Raw genomic sequence first — 22,087 nt, 5'->3', positions numbered from 1 at the left:
TTATTTAGTTCCATGAAAAAGATAAATATGTTTTTTTCCACCCTTTATGTTCAGCAGCTTCATCCATTGCCTTTTTTAAATCTTCTGCGTTTCGGATTGCTATGCTTTTTTCCGGTATCAACTTAGAGAGAGTTTTCTGATAATCTTCATTTAGAAATGCTTGCATCAAAGTTTTAAAATCTTCACTTGAACTTCTGGAACTTCCGTAAAGCTGCAACCCTTTTTCTAATACATCTCTTGTATTAATTGGTACACGCTGCTCTGTCACCCCCATTAAAATCAATTTGCCTTCAGGCTCCAATAAATCAATCGCTTGGTTGATAGCGCTTTCGCTAAACTTGCCACCTGTGCATTCAATTGCAACTGTCACCCCTTTAGCTTCTAAAAAAGGAAAATCGTTAACTAAGTGTACAGTGGCAAAATCAAACTGATTCAGTTTTTCTTCCACTGCTCCAAACACTAATAGCTGGCTTTTAGGAATATGAAAATAATGATATAGCATTGCGGCTGTTAAATATCCTACTGGTCCATCTCCGAACACAGCAATTTTCCCTTTATGAAAATCTTCTTCTTTCAAATGATTCAGTGCATGCAGTGAAACTGAGCATAACTCTGCTAATACAGCAATCTCATCTTTCAGCTTTTCTGGAATTGGTACAACATTTTCGCTTGGCAATACTAAAAACTCCTGACCAATGCCGTCATATCCGCTTCCTAAAAACACTCCAGTTTTACAATAGTTATCTGCGACATTTCTCCTGCAGGATTCACAACAATCTTCTTTTTTCTTTTGCTCTAATCTGTAACCAGGGATGCTTGGCACAATTGCAACCTTTTGTCCAACTTGTATAAACTCATCTTTTGAAATGACTACTTCTCCAATCCCTTCATGAAATAATGCCATCGGAAGCTTTTGGTTAAGAGCTTCTTTTCTTCTTTTGCCGGTATAGTATCTTAAGTCTGCATGACAAATACTGGCTAAAATAGGCTGGACGACAACTTCACCTTCCTTTACTTTATGTTCAATAATTGTTTCTTTAAATTTTCCAGGCTCTATTAACCTATAAGCCTTTGAATGAATCACATCTGTCATCCTTAATCCTCCATGTTCATTTATGTTCTTTCTTGCTTGTTTTTGATTGTTTATAATGAATATAATCCGATATTGTTTAAATTGTCAATATAAATGAACAAAAATATGTTTATTTTTGCTCGATTATATTAATTTTTTGCTTGTAAATTTTATTTTATTAGTTTAATATAATCAGTACAATGAAAGCATTTTCATGGAGTGGTTGGTATGGAAAAATATACTATTGGAATTGATTTCGGTACTGAATCTGGGAGAGTTTTAATAGTAAACATTGACGATGGGTCTATTAAAGGACAATGTGTCATTCCATATGCGCATGGAGTGATTACAGAGATGCTTCCGACGAACGATGGGACGAGATTACCCAGGGATTATGCTCTTCAGCATCCGGGCGACTATTTAGAAGTCATTATGAAAGGAATTCCTCATGCTATAAAAGATGCAAATATCAGCTCTTCACAAATTATTGGTATTGGCATTGATTTCACCTCATCTACTATGGTCGCAGTAGATGAAAAAGGAAAACCATTATGTTTTCACAAGGAATTTCAAAACAATCCCCATGCGTGGGTAAAATTATGGAAGCATCATGGACCGAAAAAAGAAACAGAAGAAATGTTCAAATTAGCTTCTTCACATAAAGAAAGCTGGCTAAAAAATTACGGCTACAACATTTCAACAGAATGGTTTATCCCAAAATGCTATGAAGTTTTTTGCAAAGATCGTGAAGTGTATGAAAAAGCTAGCTTATTTTTGGAAGCAGGAGATTGGATTGTTTCACAGTTAACAGGGAAAGTTGTCAGAAGCAATTGCTCGTTAGGCTTCAAAGCTTTTTGGAATGAAAACAGCGGTTTTCCCGTGCAATTTTTCGAAAAGCTCCATCCTGAATTTAAAAACATTGTTTCTTCAAAGTTAAAAGGTAAAATTGGATATATTGGTGAAAAAGCTGGGGTCCTCACTGATGAAATGTCAAGTCTTTTAGGATTGCCGAAAAATCTGCCTGTCGCCGTTGCCATTATCGATGCTCATTCCGCAGTATTAGGAGTCGGTTCATCCAAACCGCATCAATTGACAATGGTAATGGGGACGTCCACTTGCCATATTATGCTGAGCAAAAAAGAAATTCATATACCGGGTATTTCGGGAGTAGTAAAAAATTCTATTATCCCAAGATTATATGCATACGAAGCCGGACAATCCGCTGTAGGCGATTTATTTGGCTGGTTTGCAAAACAAGTTCCGGAATCATTGATGAAAGAAGCGAAAGAACAAGGAATTTCAGTATTTGATTTACTGGAAAAAAAGGCATCTCACCTAGAGCCTGGTCAATCTGGTCTCATTGCATTAGATTGGCATAATGGAAACCGATCTATACTTTCAGATGCAGATCTTTCAGGAATGATTGTAGGACTGACCCTCGCTTCCAAACCTGAGGATATCTATAGAGCATATATGGAAGCTACAGCATTTGGCGCAAAAATCATTATTTCAAATTATGAACAAGCAGGATTAAAAATTAATGAAATATTTGCTTGCGGTGGTTTGCCCCAAAAAAATGATTTACTCATGCAAATATATGCAGACGTTTTAAATAAAGAGATTATTGTTTCAGCCAGCGATTATACCCCTGCAGTTGGCGCTGCCATTCTTGGCTCTGTTGCAGCTGGCAAGGAAAATGGAGGATATGATAGCGTAGAAGAGGCTGTTGAAAAGATGAAACAGCCAATTTTGAAAACTTACAAACCAATTCTCAGCCATGTAGAAAAATATAAAAAATTATTTCAAATATATCAGCAATTACACAATTATTTCGGAATTACGAAAAAAAGTTGGATGAAGGATTTAAAATCTCTTTAATCCGAACATGTCGCCCCAAAAAATATCTGCATGGAAGCATATCGTCAGTGCCGAAAGCAATATGATCATTCATGCTTGAGCAAAAACTGAACACTATATTTTTAGCAGGTTTCTCATTGGAACAACCTGCTTTTTCTTTTCACGCAACAATTCTGCCAATATTTTGTTCAAGTCTGCCAAAAATTCGGCAAAAATCTATTTTGTATTTTTCTAATATTCCGCAAATTAAGCGCTTTCAATTTTGGTACGGTTCTTGCATGATATAAAGTCGAAAAAAAAATGAAAGGGGTTGTTTTGAGTGAAAGCAGCAGTAGTTAACGAATTTAAAAAAGCACTTGAAATTAAAGAGGTGGAAAGACCAAAACTAGAGGAAGGTGAAGTTTTAGTTAAGATCGAAGCATGCGGTGTGTGCCATACGGATTTACATGCAGCCCATGGTGACTGGCCGGTTAAACCCAAATTGCCGTTAATTCCGGGGCATGAAGGAGTCGGAATTGTTGTAGAAGTCGCAAAGGGAGTTAAATCAATAAAAGTGGGAGATCGCGTCGGCATCCCATGGTTATATTCTGCATGTGGTGAATGTGAATATTGTTTAACTGGTCAAGAAACACTTTGCCCGCATCAATTGAATGGCGGATATTCCGTTGATGGCGGATATGCGGAATACTGTAAAGCTCCCGCAGATTATGTGGCGAAAATTCCTGATAACTTAGATCCAGTTGAAGTAGCGCCAATTTTATGTGCAGGCGTAACGACATATAAAGCGTTGAAAGTATCAGGTGCTCGGCCAGGTGAATGGGTGGCCATTTACGGTATTGGAGGACTTGGTCATATTGCATTACAATACGCCAAAGCGATGGGACTTAATGTGGTAGCTGTTGATATCAGTGATGAAAAATCAAAATTAGCCAAAGATTTAGGTGCAGATATTGCAATCAACGGTTTAAAAGAAGATCCTGTCAAAGCGATACATGATCAAGTAGGCGGTGTTCATGCTGCTATTAGTGTAGCGGTGAATAAAAAAGCATTTGAACAGGCCTATCAGTCAGTGAAACGGGGAGGCACATTAGTTGTTGTTGGTCTGCCAAATGCTGATCTGCCTATTCCGATCTTCGATACAGTATTAAACGGCGTTTCCGTTAAAGGTTCCATCGTCGGTACAAGAAAGGACATGCAGGAAGCATTAGATTTTGCTGCTCGCGGAAAAGTCCGTCCAATTGTTGAAACCGCTGAATTAGAAGAAATAAATGAAGTATTTGAAAGAATGGAAAAAGGAAAAATCAACGGTCGTATTGTACTAAAATTGAAGGAGGATTGATGATGAGCTCAATTGCAGCCCCTAAATTAAAAGAAAAAGTTGAAAAGTTTTTATCCGGTAAGAAAAAAATGTATATAAACGGCAGCTTTGTTGAAAGCGCTTCAGGAAAAACATTTGACACTCCTAACCCTGCAACGGGAGAAAGATTGGCAACAGTTTATGAAGGAGATGCTGAAGATATCGACCGCGCTGTGAAGGCAGCCAGAGAAGCGTTTGACCGTGGACCGTGGTCAAGAATGAGCGCAGCAGAAAGAAGCAGGCTCATGTATAAACTGGCGGATTTAATGGAGGAAAATAAAGAAGAACTGGCTCAGCTAGAAACATTGGATAATGGGAAACCGATTCGTGAAACAATCAATGCCGACGTACCGTTGGCAATTGAACACATGCGTTATTATGCTGGATGGTCTACGAAAATTGTCGGACAAACAATTCCAGTCAATGGACCGTATTTTAACTATACACGTCATGAACCAGTTGGCGTCGTAGGGCAAATTATTCCTTGGAACTTTCCATTGCTCATGGCAATGTGGAAGCTTGGCGCCGCGCTTGCAACCGGTTGTACAGTTGTATTAAAGCCAGCTGAACAAACACCTCTTTCAGCTTTATATTTAGCTGAACTTATTGAAGAAGCCGGTTTTCCTGCCGGTGTTGTCAATATTGTTCCCGGATTTGGTGAAACAGCAGGTGATGCATTAGTCAAACATCCACAAGTTGATAAAATTGCCTTCACAGGTTCAACTGAAGTCGGAAAATTAATTATGGCAAACGCTTCGAAATCTCTTAAACGCGTTACGTTAGAACTAGGCGGTAAATCACCGAACATCATTTTGCCTGATGCTGATTTTTCAAAAGCAATTCCGGGTGCTTTAAATGGCGTCATGTTCAACCAAGGACAAGTTTGTTGTGCAGGCAGCCGCGTCTTCATTCAGAAGAAACAGTATGACAATGTTGTGGCTGATATGGTATCCCATGCAAAATCTATTAAACAAGGATTTGGACTAAAAGCAGATACAGAAATGGGACCGCTTGTTTCTTCCGAGCAGCAAAACCGAGTCCTTGGATATATTGAAAAAGGGCTGGAAGAAGGTGCTGAACTTTTAACAGGAGGACAAAAACCTTCCGAACAAGGGTATTTTGTAGAGCCGACTATTTTTGCCAACGTTGAAGATTCTATGACCATTTCAAAAGAAGAAATATTCGGACCGGTAATCGCCGCTTTGCCATATGAAGATATAGATGAGTTGATTGAACGTGCAAACGATACAAATTATGGATTAGCAGCAGGGGTTTGGACGCGCGATGTTACAAAAGCTCATTACATTGCTAACAAGCTCCGTGCTGGAACAGTTTGGGTAAACTGTTACAACGTCTTTGACGCTGCAAGTCCGTTCGGCGGATATAAAGAATCCGGCATAGGAAGAGAAATGGGATCCTATGCATTAGACAACTATACAGAAGTGAAAAGCGTCTGGATTGCCCAGAATTAATACAAAATAGGGGAGTGCTCGATAGGCCCCTAAATAATTCAAGTAGGGGCTGTCCAGAAATCAAAATCCATTAAAACGAAACATCATAAACATTGATATATCAACTTTTTATAAAACATTAAAGGGGCGTCTATAAGCCGGAAAATCGACTTATTAGACAGCCCCTACTTGATTTCGTATTTTTGTCTGAAAGTAGCTGGCGGATGCCGGCTACTTTCAATATGTTGTGGTAAGCAATGAATTGTTGCTTGCCACTTACATATTTTGTTTACCTTTTACATATTAAAAGGATTTTTTTATTTTTATATGGAATTATGTATTTATGGAAAAACTGTCAATGTTAAAGGGGGGACATAATGAACATTCATAAATTTGTCATGCCGGAGATAATATTTGGAAACGGTTCCATTTCTGAAGTCGGCAACTGCTGTTTACGTTTGGGCGCATCCAATGTGCTCATCGTCAGTGATCGCGGTATTTCGGAGGCCGGCTGGCTGGATGTAGTCATTGATAGCTGCGTGAAAGCCGGTTTAAAATACGAGACATTCATTGATATTACGGTTAATCCAAAGGATACAGAAGTGGATAAAGGGCGAAATATATATCTTAAATATGGATGCGATTCGGTGATCGGGATTGGCGGAGGCAGCGCTATTGATGCAGCCAAAGCTATTGCTCTGTTAGCAACAAATGGCGGAGTCATTCATGATTATGAAGGCGTCGACAAAATTAAGCATCCCCTCCCGCCTCAAATCATGATTCCTACTACAGCCGGCTCGGGATCAGAGGTTTCACAATTTTCTATTATTTTAAATACAGAAAAACAGAAAAAGATGACCATTATTTCAAAATCGTTAATACCTGATATTGCTATTATTGACCCTGAAACACTCGTGACAAAAAGTTCCCATTTAACTGCTTCAACAGGAATCGACGTTTTAACACATGGGATTGAATCGTATATTAGTTTGGCCGCAACACCGCTAACTGATGTTCATGCCAAAAATTCTATATCGCTTGTCGCTAAATATTTACGGCCTTCTGTCGCCTCTAAATTAAATAAAGAGGCGAAAACCAATATGGCAATGGCAAGTTTACAAGCTGGAATTGCCTTTTCCAATGCCATTTTAGGAGCTGTTCATGCCATGTCTCATGCAGTTGGTGGCAGATATCCTATTTTGCACGGCGATGTGAATTCTATTTTATTGCCTCATGTCATGGAATTTAATTATTTAGCAAATCCTCAAAAATTTGCAGATATTGCGTATCTCCTTGGATTAAATGATTGCGACATATCGAAAATGGAAGCAGCCAAAAAGGCGATTGACCTTGTGAAGGAATTAATTCAAGATGTTGGAGCTCCGCAAAGGCTTTCTGAAATTCATGTAAAAAAAGAAGAAATTCCTCAAATGAGCTTAACTGCTTTAAATGATGCATGTATGATCACAAATCCAAGGGATGTCACTGTCGAAATTATTGAAGAACTTTTCAGAAAGGCTTGGTAGAAATGTTGCTAAAAGATCGGGAAGAAATGATCAGCAAGCTGACTGGTGTCCAATCTTCTAAAAAAAGCTACTATAATGAATTGAAAATCATGGTTGAAGAGCTCAAAAAGAAAAACATGCAGCTAGAGGTGATAAATGAGGTAAATAGAAGCTTCAATATCGATATGTCAATAGATGAAATGCTGAAAAATATATTTGAAAAGCTAAAAGTTTTTTTTCCGCTTGAACGAATCAGTTTATCTTTATATGAACATGATAAGCTGACGCTAACAAATGTATATCCTCCCAATTCTTTATATTTTCCTATTGGATTTGTTTTTCCAAAAAAAGATTCTTTATATTGGCAGGCAATTGAGTCGTCACAAAAAATTTTTTACCAAATGAATAATGATCTTCATTATTTCATTGAAAAAAAGGCGTATCAATCATTAGGTATTCAAAGCGCCTTAGTCATTCCCCTCGTAAGCAAAGAAGCGGCTATCGGTCTTTTAAGCATTGGAAGCAAAAAAATCAATCATTTCGATGAATCGGACCTTGCGTTTTTTCAGCAGCTATCCGATCAAATTGCCGTTTGCATCGAAAATGTCCGTCTTTATCATAAAGTCTTAACAGCCAAAAAAGAATGGGAAGAAACGTTTCGTGCGGTATCAGATATGATGTTTATTACAGATTTAGAAGGAAATATATTAAAATCGAATGATTCTGCAAAAGAATATTTTAAAACCGATCTTATCGGACAGAATATACACAAGTTATTAGAAATCGATAAAAAGGAAGCTACTCAGGAAAAATATCTCTCAGTCAAAGAAAATATTATTGATGAGTTTCATTTAAAAAATCACGTCTTTGAATTCCGCTCATTTCCGATCTTTAATAGGAGCCATGAGGTTTATTCATATATCATCTACATTATCGATATTACAGAAAAACGAAAGATGGAGGCTCAACTAATTCAGTCTGGAAAATTAGCGGCTATTGGAGAAATGGCAGCCGGAATCGCGCATGAACTGAACAGCCCTTTAACAGCTATCCTTGGCAATTCTCAGCTTTTATTAAGATCATTCAAACAGGACGACCGCTCCTACAAACTTTTATCAGACATATATTTATGTGGAAAAAGGTGTAAATCCATTATCCAAAATTTACTTACTTTTTCTCGTCAAGATGAATATGTGTTTGAAGAATGCTCTATCAATGAAGCGGTGGAACAAGTATTAGGAATTTTTAGCGACCAGTTTAAGCAACAAAATATCATCATTCAAAAAGAACTGGCTGAGCATATAGATCATGTGAAAGGAAATATTCAACAAATCGGACAGATCATTTTAAACTTGTTAATTAATGCAAAGGATGCCTTGGAAGAAAAAAATATACCGAAGAAGATCATCAAGATTGAAACAAAAGAAATAATTGAAGACAACAAAAAATGGATCACACTGTCCATAACAGATAATGGAATCGGAATTCAAAACCAGCATTTGCAGGAAATATTTAATCCTTTTTTTACCACGAAAAGTCCAGGAAAAGGCACTGGACTAGGGTTGTCCGTTAGTTTAGGGATCGCTGAAACACACGGCGGTACAATTGTCGTGAACAGTAAATACGGAGAAGGCAGTGAATTTATTTTAAAGCTCCCAGTTAGACACGAATAGAAAGGGAGATGATTTGCAATGAAAAAGGTACTAGTAATAGACGACGAACGTGAAGTAGGAAACTTTTTTCGACATCTTTTAGAAGAAAAAGGATATGATGTAAAGGTAGGTTTGAATGCTGAAGATTTTTCCAACTTAATTTCGCTCCATTCCTTTGATTTAGCACTAATTGATGTAAAGCTGCCTGGTACAGATGGTCTTCATTTGCTTAAGCAATTAAAAGCAACTCATCCTTCCTGTAAAGCTGTCATTATGACAGGATACAGCACAGTGAAAACGGCTGTAGAGGCCATTAAGAATGGTGCAAATGATTATATTGAAAAACCGTTCGATGATATAAGCCAATTAGAGAAAACATTAGAAGATTTATTAAATAGCGAGAAATTTTCTTCACCAGCAAACACCGACAAACTGGCCGATACGATTGGATTTATTATCGGCAACAATAAAAAGATGAATGAATTAGTCAAGCTGGCGGAAAAAATTGCTAAGAAAAACATAAATGTATTAATTGAAGGAGAAACAGGAACAGGCAAAGAGGTGCTTGCCCATTTTATTCACAACATGAGCTTAAGATACGATCAACCATTTGTCCGAATAAATTGCGGAGCTGTTTCCGAAACGTTATTGGAGAGTGAATTATTCGGGCATGAAAAAGGTGCTTTTACTGGAGCCATTAAACAGAAAAAAGGAATATTTGAAATAGCCAATAACGGTACACTGTTTTTAGATGAAATTGGTGAAGCAAGCCAGGCCATTCAAGTACAGCTGCTAAGAGTACTAGAGACGGGGGAATATTTCAGAGTAGGCGGTGAATCGATCCGTAAAACGAATACACGGATCATTGCGGCCACGAATAAAAATTTGGCCGAGGCTGTCCAAGAAAAAACGTTTCGAGAAGATTTATTGTATCGTTTAGATGTAGTGAAATTAAGAATTCCCCCACTGCGAAACAGAATAGAAGATCTCCCGCTGTTTTTGGATTATTTTCTAAAAAAGATAAACGCTTCACATCTTACATTCTCAGATGAAAGCATTGAACTAATGAAAAACTATAACTGGCCGGGAAATGTCAGAGAGCTATTTAACATTGTCAAAAGAGCCGCAACATTGGCAGATGGAGAGACAGACATAATTACGCCAAAATATTTACCCGACAAATTAAAAACCAGCTTCAGCTTCCAACTAACAAAATTTCCAAAAGCTAGCACAGTTCATGATGATTTAGAAGCTTATTTATCGAATTGGACGAAACATATTTTATCGTTATGGAAGCAGCAAGATGACATCGACCTTGAACAAGTATTGGATTCCATTAAAGAATTAGAAAAACAAATTGGCCGATCATTTGTCCTCAAATCACTTAAAAAACATACAGGAGATCGAAAAAAAACAGCAGAAGCACTAAACATTACAACTCGGCAGCTACGATATTTGCTTAATGAAAAAGGGAAAATTTAAATTAAGCACTTCTTAAATAAATAAAAATTATTGTGAATGAGAATTAAATGCTGCCCGTAAGCTAAAACAAGCGGATCATGAAAGATCCGCTTGTTTTATTAACACATTACTTTTATAGTGAAAAAATCAAGCAAGCTTGAAAGCAGAAAACTCACAGCCATAAAAGCTGATACGGTTTTTCTAAATATTTTTTCACCAGCCCGAGAAATTGGCTTGCCGGAGCTCCATCAATTACTTGATGGTCAAACGTTAAGCTGAGCGGCAAAATTTTTCTCTTTTGAATGGTATCTCCTGAAAACACTGCCGTATCCGCAGCTGTTCCTACTCCGAGAATGCCCACTTCCGGAGGATTCAAAATCGGGGTGAAAAATTCAACGCCGTAAGCCCCTAAACTGGTGATCGTAAAGGTCGAGCCGCTCATTTCTTCGCTGCTTAAATTTCCTTCTCTTGCCTTCTTACTTAGTTCCTTGATATTTTTCGAAATTTCGTTTAAGGAAAGCTTGTCGGCATGGCGCAAAACCGGCACAACGAGCCCGTTCTCCAATGCAACTGCAATGCCTAAATGCACTGAATCATACGTTTGAATCTGCCCATTTTCATACAAACTGTTCATTTGCTTTTGATTTCGCAGCGACAGAATGACCGCCTTAGCTACAAAGTCAGTAATAGTCAATTTTAAATTCTGCTCATCCTGCAGTTCGCTTTTAATCTTTTCTTGCAGCTCAAATAAAGAGGTCACATCGGCTTTCATATGAATCGTCAGCTGTGCTGTCTGATGCAGACTTGTAAACATCCTTGATGCAATCACTTTACGCATGCCAGTGACAGTTTTTACTGCAATATCTTCTTGCTCTTCCGCCGGCTTATTTGTCGGGATTACTACTTCTTGTTCAGGTTCTAAATGGGGGGATGCTTTTTTCGATTGAATCGCTTTTTCAACGTCCGCTCTTGTAATTCTTCCTTTTGGCCCTGAACCCGAAATACTGCTCAAATCAATCCCGGCTTCACGTGCTAGTTTTCGGGCGGCAGGTGAAACGCGAATTGTTGTTTGAGAAGATAAGCTTTCTTCTTTCAAAATGGTTGTCGCCACTTCTTGGGCAGCATCGTTCGTTATGTTGTTGATTACCTCCCCTTCTTGACCGATATAGCCAATGGCTTTTCCTACTTCCACTGTTTCATCCTGCTCGGCAGCAATCTCTAATAACACGCCATCTTGCGGTGCTTCGATATCCTTTTCAATCTTATCAGAGCTGATCACCACAACTGGTTCTCCTTTTTTTACTGGATCGCCCTTTTTCTTTAACCACTCTACTACCGTTCCTTCTTCCATGCTCATTCCCAGCTTTGGCATGATAATTTCAACTGTCATGTTTCATCTCTCCTTTGATGAATACTAGAAATGCTATGCGTGTTGATGTCTCCATTCATCAACACGCACAGCTTTTTTTATGCGGTCACGATCGCTTCGTCTCCAATTATTTCAGCCGCTGCCTTAAGCACTTTTTCCGGTGTCGGCAAGTAAAGATCCTCCAGCGCAGGCGAAAAAGGAACCGGACAATGCGGAGCCGTAATCAGCTTAATTGGTCCATCCAGATAATCAAATCCTTTATCTGCTACAAGAGCGGAAATGTCAGCAGCTGCACTGCAGCGAGGATTTGCCTCATCAATGACAATTAACCGGCCTGTCTTCGATACAGAAGATAAAATCGTTTCTTCATCAAGCGGGGACAGTGTTCTCGGATCAATTACCTCCGTTTCGACTCCTCTCGTTTTTAATATGTCGGCAGCCTTCAAGGCCGTGTGCACTTGCTTCCCTATCGCTACGATGGTCAAATCGCTGCCTTCCCGTTTGATATCCGCTTTTCCAAACGGGATCGTATAAAATCCTTCCTCTACTTCTCCTTTTAGGTTATAAAGTGTTTTATCTTCAAAAAAGATAACGGGATCATCGTCAAAGATGGAGGTAAGCAACAGTCCCTTCGCATCCGCCGGTGTAGAAGGAACAACGACTTTTAAACCGGGTATATGGGTAAAAAGGGCATACAGGCTTTGGGAATGCTGCGCCGCCGCTCGAAAGCCGGCACCGTGCATTGTTCGTATCGTTACAGGCACCTTCGCCTTGCCTCCGAACATATAACGAAGTTTTGCCGCTTGGTTCATAACTTCATCTAAGCAGCTGCCGATAAAATCGTTAAACATTAATTCGGCAATCGGTCTTAGTCCTGTTGCTGCGGCGGTAACTGCTGCACCAATATAGCCGGCCTCCGCAATAGGCGTATCCAACACTCTTTCTCTTCCAAACTCTTGAACAAGACCTTTCGTAACCCCCATTACTCCTCCCCAAGCTTCATCGTCCTGCAAATGATCCACATTCGCTCCTCCTGCAACGTCTTCTCCAAGTAAAATAACATTTTGATCTTTGCGCATTGCCAGCTTCATAGCTTCATTGACCGCACCAGAAAAAGAAATTTTTCTTGCCATTTTTCGTTCCTCCTAACTCCTTTGATTTAATAAGATACATAAACGTCCTTTAAAAGATCCTCAGCAGACGGAAACGGGCTTTTTTCAGCAAAATGTACCGCCTCCTCAACCGCTTTTGTTACCTGTTGTTCGATATTTAATAATTCTTGTTCGGATATTAATTGATTGGAAAGAATGTAATGGCGGAATTTTGCAATTGCATCATTCTCCTGTAAATGCTTTTGTTTTTCTTCCGCAGATTTGTAAGTCTGGGCGTCACCTTCAAAATGTCCGTAATTCCGATATGTCTTACATTCAATTAATGTCGGGCCCTCTCCATTTCGAGCTCGTGCAACTGCTCTTTCTGCCGCCTCATATACAGCTACCACATCTTTGCCGTCGACCACTTCTCCCGGGATATTATAGGCTTGAGCCCGATCCGCAATGTTTTTACAGCTGGATGCATATTCAAATGGGGTCGCTTCTGCATATCCGTTGTTTTCCGCCACAAAAACAACAGGCAATTTCCATATAGCTGCAAGATTAATACCTTCATGAAATGTTCCATGATTGTTCGCGCCGTCTCCGAAAAAACAAACTGCAACCGCTCCCGACTTCTTCAATTTTGCTGTCAGGCCTGCCCCAACAGCTAGCGGGAACCCCCCGCCGACAATTCCGTTGGCCCCAAGCATTCCTTTTTCAACATCGGCAATATGCATCGATCCTCCTTTTCCGTTGCACAATCCTGTTGCCTTTCCGTAAATTTCAGACATCATTCCGTTCAAATCACAGCCTTTGGCAATGCAATGTCCATGTCCGCGATGCGTACTTGTGATATAATCTTTGTCATCTAAATGCGCGCAAATTCCTACAGCGACCGCTTCCTCGCCAGCATATAAATGGACAAAGCCAGGCAGCACTCCTTTGCTGAAAATTTCATGAACCTTGTCCTCAAACTGGCGAATTTCATGCATTTTCTGAAATATCCATTTTGCTTTTTCTTGTGTAATGGGAGTAGATGTTGATTTGGCAATCGTCATAAAGATAACCTCCTATTTGATTGGCTTCACTTTTTTCATTTGCAACTATCATGCCAATAAAAAAATGCTTACAAATCAACATTCTTTGTAAGCGCTTTATAAAAAATATTTTTTTCATCTCATTTTGTCCTAATTTTTATCGTTTTGTCGCAAATTAGCTCAATTTATATTTTTTTAATTTGCGATACAGTGTACTTCGAGAGATATTTAACGCAGCAGCCGCCTCACCAATATTTCCATTTGTTTTCTTCAACATATTTAGAATGCGTTCTCTTTCTAGCTGATCCCGATACGACAAATTACCTTTATGGAATGTTTCGGAATTTTCCTGTTCTTGCTCCCAAGCAATCAGCATGGATTTCAAGTGGGAAATGGATGGAATACGGTCTCCATATTCCACTCGTATACGCTCGAGCACGTTAAACAGCTCCCTTATATTTCCGGGCCAGTGATAAGCTGAAAACAACTGTATGACATCATCTGGAAAAGAAATGAGCCAATCATTTTTTTGACAATAATACTCAATAAAGAATGGGATATCTTCTTTACGCTCTCTTAATGGCGGAACGTTAAGCGTGCATACATAAATGCGGTAAAATAAATCTTCACGCAGCTTTCCTTCCTTTACTAATTTGTATAAATTGCGATGTGTTGCAGTTATGACTCTTATATCAACAGGAACGGGCTTTTCCCCGCCAATCGGTACAACTTCTTTTTCCTGAAGCACTCTTAAAAGCGCTACTTGCATTTCCGACGGTATTTCACCGATTTCATCAAGAAAAATGGTTCCGCCGTCAGCCTGAACAAATTTCCCTTTATGCCCCGTCCGTTTGGCTCCTGTAAATGCCCCGTCAACGTAACCAAATAACTCGCTGCCGATCAATTCCTTTGGAATAGCTCCGCAATTTACTGCAACAAACGGCTTATTTTTTCTCACACTATTTTGATGAATCGAACGAGCAATGAGTTCTTTTCCTGTTCCTGTTTCTCCCATGATACAAACAGTCGACTCCGTTTTTGCAACTTTTTCACAGATCTTTAAAAGATTTTGAAATGATAAGCTTTTTCCAACTACTCCTTCAAAGTGATAAATTGTTGTAGGAAATGGAAAAGCTTCATGATAATTCGTCTTCTGCAGGGTAACTTCATAGCCAATCAAATCATGGTAAATGGAAGAAAAAATAGGAGTCTTCGTTTTGATTCGCCAATTTTTATCACAAATTTCTTCAAGCGGTTGATCCATCATGCTCGCGAAGAAAGAACGTAAACAATGGTTGATCCATACAATCTTCCCTTGATCATCACATATCATTGAAGGGAAATGAGGATTTTTCACTTTCGATGAATATTTAAGCAACTCCAACATATCGTCCTTTTTTCTCATGTGAAATTGTTGTTCAATCGTATACGCTGCAGCGACAACAGTGGCTAAGGCATGGTTGGAAAATTGAGAGCAGTCGATGGGGTAAGATAAGTCGATAATTCCGACAAGTTCTTTTTTTTCGTCATAGATCGGCGTGGCTGAACATACCCACTGCTGAGAAGCAAGAGAGTAATGCTCTAACCCAGTAACCGTAATAGGTTCACGAATCCTCAATGTTGTTCCAATTGCGTTCGTCCCCACCTCATCTTCAGTCCACTTCACCCCCTCAATAAAATTGATTGTTTCTGCCTTGTTCATGGCCTGTTTATGGCCGTTCATATACAAAACGTATCCGTTACTATCAGCGAGAAGAAGAATTGATTTCGTTTCTTGAAACACTTTTTCCAAATGTTCTAATATCGGAGCAGCAATTTGAAGCAATCTTTGATTCTTTTTCCTTCTTTCCGTCAACAGCTGCGAATCGAGCACAATCCTTCCTTTTCCATCGTAAGGATCGACATTTTGTCGGCGGCAAATATACCATGACTCTTCAATTCTTTTATTCATCCTCCCATGATCCAATACTCCCTCCCGAACAAAACGGCGCCAAATTTCGTGTTTCAAAGGATCAACGATACTCATTTTTCTCCTCCTTCCCACATTTTCCACCAATATGAACATTCGACTTTTTATGCAAAATTCCTTTTGAAATACGCTAATCGTTGAATTAAAGCTTTTACTGCTGAACAGTTTTTTATTTTAGATAGCGACTTGTCTGGAAAAGTTTTTTAGATAAACGCTTCATAGGTCATCGTGAAAATGAAAACGATCCAAGCGACAGCCATGGAACTTTTCATTGTCAAAATCAGATTATTATGATGCGGTGAAAACAATGAAACGTTGTGTTGACCAAACATTGATTAAATGGTTTTTCGTCATAATCAAATATATGAAACTGAAAGACTGAAATTCTGGAAGTATCTTAACATTTGCATTTCGAGGATGTTAGTCATTCAATATTTTCATGCAGTAAAACGTATAGGCTTATCTAGCGAGCAATATTGACATACAATTTTCACCTTTAAGTTCTAGTAACAGGAAGAAAACTATTGAAGTTGATTTTCATTCCCAATATAATTGAGAATGAAAATCATTAATTTGAGGGGTTGTTGATCGCATGAAACGCTATAAATTGCCTGTCATATTATTTTTATCAAGCAGTTTGTTGTTTAGCTGTTCCCAATCAAATGAAAGTTCAACAACGGAACCGGCAAAAAAAGAGACAGCGAAAGAAAGCTCCCAAGTTGATTTAAATCAAATATCTACAGATTATCGCACGTTTGCGATCGCTGAAATAGATGAATTTGTTAAAAAGACAGAAGAGTTTGCCAATGCAGTGATCGCTGGGGATGTGGAAAAAGCAAAAGAACTTTATGCGCCGGCTCGCATGCACTATGAGCGTTCTGAACCAATTGCTGAAGCGTTTGCAGAACTCGATCCGAAAATTGACGCTCGTGAAGGTGATGTCCCTGATGCAGAGTGGGGAGGTTATCACCGGATTGAAAAGGGACTCTGGGTTGAAAATACGACGAAAGGCTATGAAAAATATGCTGAGCAGCTTATAAAAGATGTGAAGCTTTTGCGCGCAAAAGTTGAAACTGTTGATGTGACACCCGATCTTTTGATCACCGGCGCAGTCGACCTTTTAAATGAAGTTTCAACATCAAAAGTTACAGGTGAAGAGGATCGTTATTCCCATACAGATTTATACGATTTTGTTGCCAATGTTGAGGGTGCTGAAAAGATTTATGAATTAATGAGCCCTGCCCTTAAGGAAAAGGATGAGGCGCTCGCTAAGGAAATCGAACAGCGGTTTCAAGCAGTTTATGCACTTCTTGACAAATATAAAAAAGGCGACGGGTATATTTCATATACTGAACTAACCAAGGATCAAGTAAAAGAATTGAGCCAATCGATCAATGAACTGGCAGAGCCTCTTTCTAAACTAGGGGTTGTACTGGAGGGATAACCAATGTCTGAACCTGATAAAAAAGAAACGACATCTGTCTTTAACAAGAACGTATCAAGACGAGATGTGTTGAAGGCTGCGGGCATCGGAGGAGTCGGCGTGCTAATCGGTGCATCCGGCATTGGTGGAGCGCTAGCATTGGCTGACGTGTTGCCGACCTCTCAAAAAAAAGAAAATACAAATGCGGTTGTTCCGTTTTACGGAAAACATCAGGCAGGCATTGCAACTGAAGTGCAAAACCACATTTATTTTGCTGCTTTTGACGTGACGGCTGAAGACAGAAACGAGCTTATTCAGCTTTTTAAAGAATGGACGAAGGCTGCCGCAGCTATGACAGAAGGCAAATCGGTTGGAGATCCAGCTAATAATAAATACCTTCCTCCAGATGATACGGGGGAAGCTGCAGGACTTAATGCGTCAAATTTAACCATTACTTTCGGCGTCGGCCCGACGCTTTTTACAAAAAACAACAAGGATAGATTTGGTTTGCAAAAAAAGCAGCCGGATGAACTAAAAGAACTGCCGAAGTTTCCGCTTGATTCATTGGAAGAGCAGTGGACAGGCGGAGATCTTTGTATTCAAGCATGCTCGGATGATTTGCAGGTTGCCTTCCATGCGGTTAGAAATTTAGCGAGAATTGCCCGCGGCAAAGCGGTTCTTCGTTGGGCACAGGCCGGCTTCCAGCGTACAAAGCAAGCGAGTCCGAAAAAGGAAACGCCGCGAAATTTATTTGGCTTTAAGGATGGAACAGTGAATCCAAATGTGAAAAATTCTGCTGAAATGAATCAATACGTTTGGGTGCAGCCCGGTGACGGACCTGATTGGCTCGTGAACGGAACGTATTTAGTAGTAAGGCGGATTCAAATGTTTATCGAAGTTTGGGATCGGACTACTTTAAAGGAACAAGAAAATACGTTTGGCAGATACCGGGATTCAGGTGCATATCTTGGGCAAAAAAATGAGTTCGATCCGCCGGATTTTGAAAAGAAGGATGAAAACGGAGAATACTACATTCCAATGACCGCCCATGTTCGAGTCGCTCACGGTGACGGAAAACAGAAAATTTTGCGCCGTTCTTATTCATATGCGGATGGAATAGATGCAAAAACTGGAACATTTGATGCCGGATTATTGTTTATCAGCTTTCAGCGCAGCATAAGCAAGCAATTTATCCCAATTCAAAAGCGGCTTTCGCAAATGGATGAATTAAACGAATATATCGTCCATCGAGGAAGTGCCGTATTTGCCTGTCTTCCTGGAGTAAAAAAAGGCGGATATATTGGAGAAACGTTATTTTCATAATTTATTTTTTGGTGCACACCTTTTTCTTTGTGTGCACTATATTGGAGAAACGTTATTTTCATAATCCCTTTCTCTCTTTCATAGGAGTTGAAGCTGATGTATAAAAAATTAGGGCTTATTGCCTTCGCAATTCTTTTCACAATGGGTATTTTCTCAAATAAAGCCGTAGCCGCAGAGAACCTTGATGATTTATATGTTTTGATAGGCGATGCCATCATGAAAACAAAGGAAGCGAACTGGGATGTCGTACAGGACAATTTGGAACAATTCTCACAGCAATGGAACGAAGTAAAAGCTGTTGATAGCAAAAAAACAGCTGAAGTCGATAAACAGTTAAAAAATGCGAAAAACGCCCTGGCTCAATCTGAAAAAGATGCAACGAAAATAAGTGAAAATTTGTCCGCTTTATCAAAAGCGCTTACTTCGTACGAAGAAGAACAAAATCCGACAGATCCGCAAAAAGAAAAAGAAAAGCTAAAACAGATGTATCAATTTATTGATGAAATCGAAAAAATGATTCAAAACAATAATTTTGATCAGGCGGCCATGAAATATCAGCAATTACTTTCCACTTGGACGGCAAACGAGAACATTGTTCGTACCGAAAGCGTTGTTTCGTATGGCGAAATTGAAACACAGCTTGCTTTGTTAAGAATTTCACTGACGCAAACTCCGCCTGATCGAGAGAAGGCTTTAAAGAGCCTCAAGGATCTGACAGCTTCTGTTGAAAATTTTTTAAGCGGGAAAAATGCGGGAAAATCCGCTGGAAATGAATACACATTAAGTGATGTAACAGATTTATTGGAAAAAAGCGTACAGTCGCTAAAAGATCATAACCCATCCGAGGCATCAGAACATTTAAACAAAATATTGCTTATATGGCCGGTAGTTGAAGGGGAGGTTCGGACAAAAGACTACTCCCTATACAATCGCATGGAAACTGAAATTCCCTCCGCAATCAGTTTATTGCAGTCTGACAATAAAAACGTAGAAAAAGCTCAAACGATGATTAGTGAATTATATGATTCCCTTCAGCTCATCGCAGCCAAAACAAGCTATACGTATATAGATGCTATGCTTATTTTACTGCGTGAGGGATTTGAAGCTCTTTTAATCATCGCCGGTTTGCTTTCATTTTTGAAGAAAACGAATCATGCCGACAAACAAGGTTGGATTTGGATCGGCGTTTTGTGCGGCATCATTTCTAGTGCTATTCTAGCTGTTGTCATGAACATGTTTTTCTCCAAAATAACTGTTGCCGGAAGCCGCGAATCGATCGAAGGAATCGTCGGCATCACTGCTGTTGTAATGATGATGACGGTTGGCGCTTGGCTTCACAAAAAGTCAAATATCGCCCACTGGAATCAATATATTAAAGAGCATCTCGGACACGCATTGGCAAAAGGAAGCTTGTTCTCCATGGCCTTGCTAAGTTTTCTCTCAATTTTTCGCGAAGGTGCCGAAACGATTATTTTCTATGCCGGAATGGCTCCGTCGATGGAAATCAGCCAGTTAATTTTAGGAATCGCTATCGCCATGGCGATCTTAGTGATCCTCGGGTTTATTATCATCCGCTTTAGTTCAGCGATTCCCGTCCGGCCGTTCTTTATGGGCGCAACGCTGCTAATTTATGTATTATCATTCAAAATGCTCGGAATCAGTATTCATGCCATGCAGATAGCAAACACGCTGCCAACACATTCATTGCCGAATGTTCCTTATATTGAACCAATCGGTTTCTATCCGACGATTGAAACAGTAGTGCCACAGCTGCTTCTTATTCTTATCATCATCGGCGTAACGATGTATGTGAAAAAAACGGCTGTAAATGAAAAGGCAGTTGTTGAAAAATAAAGGATCTTAAAAGCTTCAATAAAAAAATGTACTTCGGTGAATACCGCAGTACATTGGCTGAATGCACGAGGTGCTAGTTGAGCTTTATTATTGTACGACTAGCACCTCAATATTTTTCATTATGGAGTTAATTTTAAATCCGCCCAGTGCGGGTGTGCCTCAACTCTACGCTCCATATCACGGAACGCATTGAGTGAACGTCTCAGCTTACTATAAGCGTCGCCGCCTTCACTCCAACCTAAGTAGCCGATCATTCCGTTATAACCGATCTTTTTTAACTGTCCAAGCAACGCAAAATTATCTAACTCCCCAACATCCAAAGGCTCGATTGTTGCCACTCCGCCAAAACCGTGCGGATTGCGGCTGCTGCCGGACATGTTTACTTGTTTTAAGTAAGGAGCTACCGCTTGAATCGTTCCTTTTAGATTTGTTCCATCTGCCGCATACCAATGGTAGCCGCAAAAGACAATTCCAAGATTAGGATGATTCAGGCGTTTGCATAGTCTCACTGCATCTTCATGGCGTTCAATCCAGAAGGATAGATGCGTGTAAAGCAAAATGTTAATATTTCTTCGTTCGGCAATCTTCAATGCTTTTTCCAGCCATTTTACTGCGATGTCGTCCCCTTTTGGATCTGAAGGGCGGATATGCTCTCCGACAGATTGAATCGCCAGCTCAACCGTGCTGCACCCTTCCATAATCTCCAGCATCTTTAAAATGCCTGCATTTCTTGGATGGTCCTCGCCTAGTGAAAGATCTAACACAACGTACACGCCTGCGACGTCCAGCCCATATTTCTCCTTAACGTTTTTGAGCTTTTCTACATCTCTCCATCGCTCTCCGTGCCAGACGGATAAATGGGTTGCGTCATAGCCAATTTCCTTTAACATTTCACATCGAGCTTCAAAACTATAAATACCCATTGAATTATAGAAAGCAAAATCCATTGCGTAAAAAGGGTAAGCCATTTTCTAATTTCTCCCTTCCTTTTCCATTGAACGGTACATTACAGTGATTTCAACGCTTCGCTAATTTCTTTATCTCCTGACATTAAATCGAATGCTTTTCTATACGTATTTGGTTCATCAAGAGCTTGAACAATCGTTCTTGCTACATCCTCCCGAGGAATGTAACCAACAGGTAAGTTTTCGGCTGCGGTAACCAGTCCTGTACCTTTTTCATTCTTTAGATAACCAGGACGAATAATCGTATAATTTAGGCCGCTATTCATCAACACACGGTCGACATAATGTTTGGCGACATAATATGGCTTAAGGTTTTCCGGCCAGTTCTGACGATTATGGGCTTGGAATGAGCTCACGATAACAAAACGTTCAATTCCGATTTTTTCAGCAGCCTCCATGGCTTTTACAGCGCCGTCTAAATCTATCAGCAATGTTTTATCAGCCCCTGTGTGTCCCCCTGAACCAGCTGAAAATACGATCGCATCGCAGCCTTTGGCCGCTTCGGCAATTTCATCGACAGTGCCTTCCAAATCAGCGAGCACCGCTTCAATTCCTTTTTTCTGAAAATCCTCCAATTGCTCTTGCTTTCGAACCATTGCACGAACAGAATGCTGTTCATGCGCATGAAGCATATTTACTACTTGTTGTCCTACTTGCCCGTTGGCTCCAATGACCAAAACTTTCATCATATCCATCCT

Annotated in this window: 16 protein-coding genes; 9 read left to right on the top strand and 7 right to left on the bottom strand. The window is 39.7% G+C overall.

Going from position 1 to position 22,087, the window contains the following annotated elements; genetic code table 11:
• Positions 1-4 precede the first annotated feature (4 nt).
• Positions 5-1,093, bottom strand: coding sequence for an alcohol dehydrogenase catalytic domain-containing protein (locus tag FB379_RS03965; protein WP_117016928.1), 1,089 nt, complete (start codon positions 1,091-1,093; stop codon positions 5-7).
• Positions 1,094-1,300: 207 nt separating this feature from the next.
• Between FB379_RS03965 and FB379_RS03960 the strand changes: the two genes are divergently transcribed.
• The 6 genes from FB379_RS03960 to FB379_RS03935 all read left to right on the top strand — a co-directional run bounded on the left by FB379_RS03960 (position 1,301) and on the right by FB379_RS03935 (position 10,376).
• Entirely contained in the window at positions 1,301-2,950 is a 1,650-nt protein-coding gene (locus FB379_RS03960) for a ribulokinase (RefSeq protein ID WP_066250957.1), read from the top strand.
• Positions 2,951-3,248: 298 nt separating this feature from the next.
• Positions 3,249-4,268 (top strand): alcohol dehydrogenase AdhP, encoded by a 1,020-nt coding sequence (gene adhP / locus FB379_RS03955; RefSeq protein WP_063387231.1) that lies wholly within the window; start codon positions 3,249-3,251, stop codon positions 4,266-4,268.
• Between the two features lie 2 nt (positions 4,269-4,270).
• Positions 4,271-5,758, top strand: a complete 1,488-nt coding sequence (locus tag FB379_RS03950; RefSeq protein ID WP_063387230.1) for an aldehyde dehydrogenase family protein — start codon at positions 4,271-4,273, stop codon at positions 5,756-5,758.
• Positions 5,759-6,114: 356 nt separating this feature from the next.
• A complete protein-coding gene (locus FB379_RS03945) occupies positions 6,115-7,263 on the top strand; it encodes an iron-containing alcohol dehydrogenase (RefSeq protein ID WP_063387229.1) in 1,149 nt (382 codons plus the stop codon).
• 2 nt (positions 7,264-7,265) lie between these two features.
• Complete coding sequence (locus FB379_RS03940; protein WP_144597045.1) at positions 7,266-8,915, top strand: GAF domain-containing sensor histidine kinase; 1,650 nt, start codon at positions 7,266-7,268, stop codon at positions 8,913-8,915.
• A gap of 18 nt (positions 8,916-8,933) precedes the next feature.
• The gene (locus FB379_RS03935) at positions 8,934-10,376 is read left to right on the top strand and encodes a sigma-54-dependent transcriptional regulator (protein WP_144597043.1); all 1,443 of its coding nucleotides are present in this window, start codon (positions 8,934-8,936) and stop codon (positions 10,374-10,376) included.
• A gap of 151 nt (positions 10,377-10,527) precedes the next feature.
• On the opposite strand, the gene FB379_RS03930 is transcribed toward FB379_RS03935, so the two are convergent.
• The 4 genes from FB379_RS03930 to FB379_RS03915 all read right to left on the bottom strand — a co-directional run bounded on the left by FB379_RS03930 (position 10,528) and on the right by FB379_RS03915 (position 15,881).
• A complete protein-coding gene (locus FB379_RS03930; RefSeq protein ID WP_094244576.1) occupies positions 10,528-11,745 on the bottom strand; it encodes a dihydrolipoamide acetyltransferase family protein in 1,218 nt (405 codons plus the stop codon).
• Positions 11,746-11,822: 77 nt separating this feature from the next.
• Positions 11,823-12,857, bottom strand: a complete 1,035-nt coding sequence (locus FB379_RS03925; protein WP_063387225.1) for an alpha-ketoacid dehydrogenase subunit beta — start codon at positions 12,855-12,857, stop codon at positions 11,823-11,825.
• Between the two features lie 26 nt (positions 12,858-12,883).
• Positions 12,884-13,876 (bottom strand): thiamine pyrophosphate-dependent dehydrogenase E1 component subunit alpha, encoded by a 993-nt coding sequence (locus FB379_RS03920; protein WP_063387224.1) that lies wholly within the window; start codon positions 13,874-13,876, stop codon positions 12,884-12,886.
• Positions 13,877-14,030: 154 nt separating this feature from the next.
• A complete protein-coding gene (locus FB379_RS03915; RefSeq protein ID WP_066250963.1) occupies positions 14,031-15,881 on the bottom strand; it encodes a sigma-54-dependent Fis family transcriptional regulator in 1,851 nt (616 codons plus the stop codon).
• 535 nt (positions 15,882-16,416) lie between these two features.
• Between FB379_RS03915 and efeO the strand changes: the two genes are divergently transcribed.
• The 3 genes from efeO to FB379_RS03900 all read left to right on the top strand — a co-directional run bounded on the left by efeO (position 16,417) and on the right by FB379_RS03900 (position 20,424).
• Entirely contained in the window at positions 16,417-17,268 is an 852-nt protein-coding gene (efeO, locus tag FB379_RS03910) for an iron uptake system protein EfeO (protein ID WP_063387222.1), read from the top strand.
• Positions 17,269-17,271: 3 nt separating this feature from the next.
• Positions 17,272-18,570 carry an iron uptake transporter deferrochelatase/peroxidase subunit gene (gene efeB, locus FB379_RS03905; protein WP_144597041.1) on the top strand — a complete coding sequence of 433 codons (1,299 nt, stop codon included), beginning with the start codon at positions 17,272-17,274 and terminating at the stop codon, positions 18,568-18,570.
• Between the two features lie 96 nt (positions 18,571-18,666).
• Positions 18,667-20,424 (top strand): FTR1 family protein, encoded by a 1,758-nt coding sequence (locus FB379_RS03900; RefSeq protein WP_144597039.1) that lies wholly within the window; start codon positions 18,667-18,669, stop codon positions 20,422-20,424.
• Positions 20,425-20,543: 119 nt separating this feature from the next.
• On the opposite strand, the gene FB379_RS03895 is transcribed toward FB379_RS03900, so the two are convergent.
• Positions 20,544-21,392 (bottom strand): sugar phosphate isomerase/epimerase family protein, encoded by an 849-nt coding sequence (locus FB379_RS03895; RefSeq protein WP_063387219.1) that lies wholly within the window; start codon positions 21,390-21,392, stop codon positions 20,544-20,546.
• Positions 21,393-21,430: 38 nt separating this feature from the next.
• The gene (locus FB379_RS03890; RefSeq protein WP_144597037.1) at positions 21,431-22,075 is read right to left on the bottom strand and encodes an SDR family oxidoreductase; all 645 of its coding nucleotides are present in this window, start codon (positions 22,073-22,075) and stop codon (positions 21,431-21,433) included.
• Positions 22,076-22,087 lie beyond the last annotated feature (12 nt).

It is taken from the genome of Aeribacillus composti, assembly GCF_007827555.1.
Classification (GTDB): domain Bacteria; phylum Bacillota; class Bacilli; order Bacillales; family Aeribacillaceae; genus Aeribacillus; species Aeribacillus composti.
This window is presented reverse-complemented; position numbering and strand designations above follow the sequence as displayed.

Bases quoted from the DNA above. Each gene is read 5' to 3' on its own strand.
- FB379_RS03920 (WP_063387224.1), bottom strand. From the start codon at position 13,876: ATGACGATTGCCAAATCAACATCTACTCCCATTACACAAGAAAAAGCA.
- FB379_RS03950 (WP_063387230.1), top strand. From the start codon at position 4,271: ATGAGCTCAATTGCAGCCCCTAAATTAAAAGAAAAAGTTGAAAAGTTT.
- FB379_RS03930 (WP_094244576.1), bottom strand. From the start codon at position 11,745: ATGACAGTTGAAATTATCATGCCAAAGCTGGGAATGAGCATGGAAGAA.
- FB379_RS03900 (WP_144597039.1), top strand. From the start codon at position 18,667: ATGTATAAAAAATTAGGGCTTATTGCCTTCGCAATTCTTTTCACAATG.
- FB379_RS03895 (WP_063387219.1), bottom strand. From the start codon at position 21,392: ATGGCTTACCCTTTTTACGCAATGGATTTTGCTTTCTATAATTCAATG.
- FB379_RS03945 (WP_063387229.1), top strand. From the start codon at position 6,115: ATGAACATTCATAAATTTGTCATGCCGGAGATAATATTTGGAAACGGT.
- FB379_RS03925 (WP_063387225.1), bottom strand. From the start codon at position 12,857: ATGGCAAGAAAAATTTCTTTTTCTGGTGCGGTCAATGAAGCTATGAAG.
- FB379_RS03960 (WP_066250957.1), top strand. From the start codon at position 1,301: ATGGAAAAATATACTATTGGAATTGATTTCGGTACTGAATCTGGGAGA.
- FB379_RS03915 (WP_066250963.1), bottom strand. From the start codon at position 15,881: ATGAGTATCGTTGATCCTTTGAAACACGAAATTTGGCGCCGTTTTGTT.
- FB379_RS03940 (WP_144597045.1), top strand. From the start codon at position 7,266: ATGTTGCTAAAAGATCGGGAAGAAATGATCAGCAAGCTGACTGGTGTC.
- FB379_RS03965 (WP_117016928.1), bottom strand. From the start codon at position 1,093: ATGACAGATGTGATTCATTCAAAGGCTTATAGGTTAATAGAGCCTGGA.
- FB379_RS03935 (WP_144597043.1), top strand. From the start codon at position 8,934: ATGAAAAAGGTACTAGTAATAGACGACGAACGTGAAGTAGGAAACTTT.
- efeO (WP_063387222.1), top strand. From the start codon at position 16,417: ATGAAACGCTATAAATTGCCTGTCATATTATTTTTATCAAGCAGTTTG.
- efeB (WP_144597041.1), top strand. From the start codon at position 17,272: ATGTCTGAACCTGATAAAAAAGAAACGACATCTGTCTTTAACAAGAAC.
- FB379_RS03890 (WP_144597037.1), bottom strand. From the start codon at position 22,075: ATGAAAGTTTTGGTCATTGGAGCCAACGGGCAAGTAGGACAACAAGTA.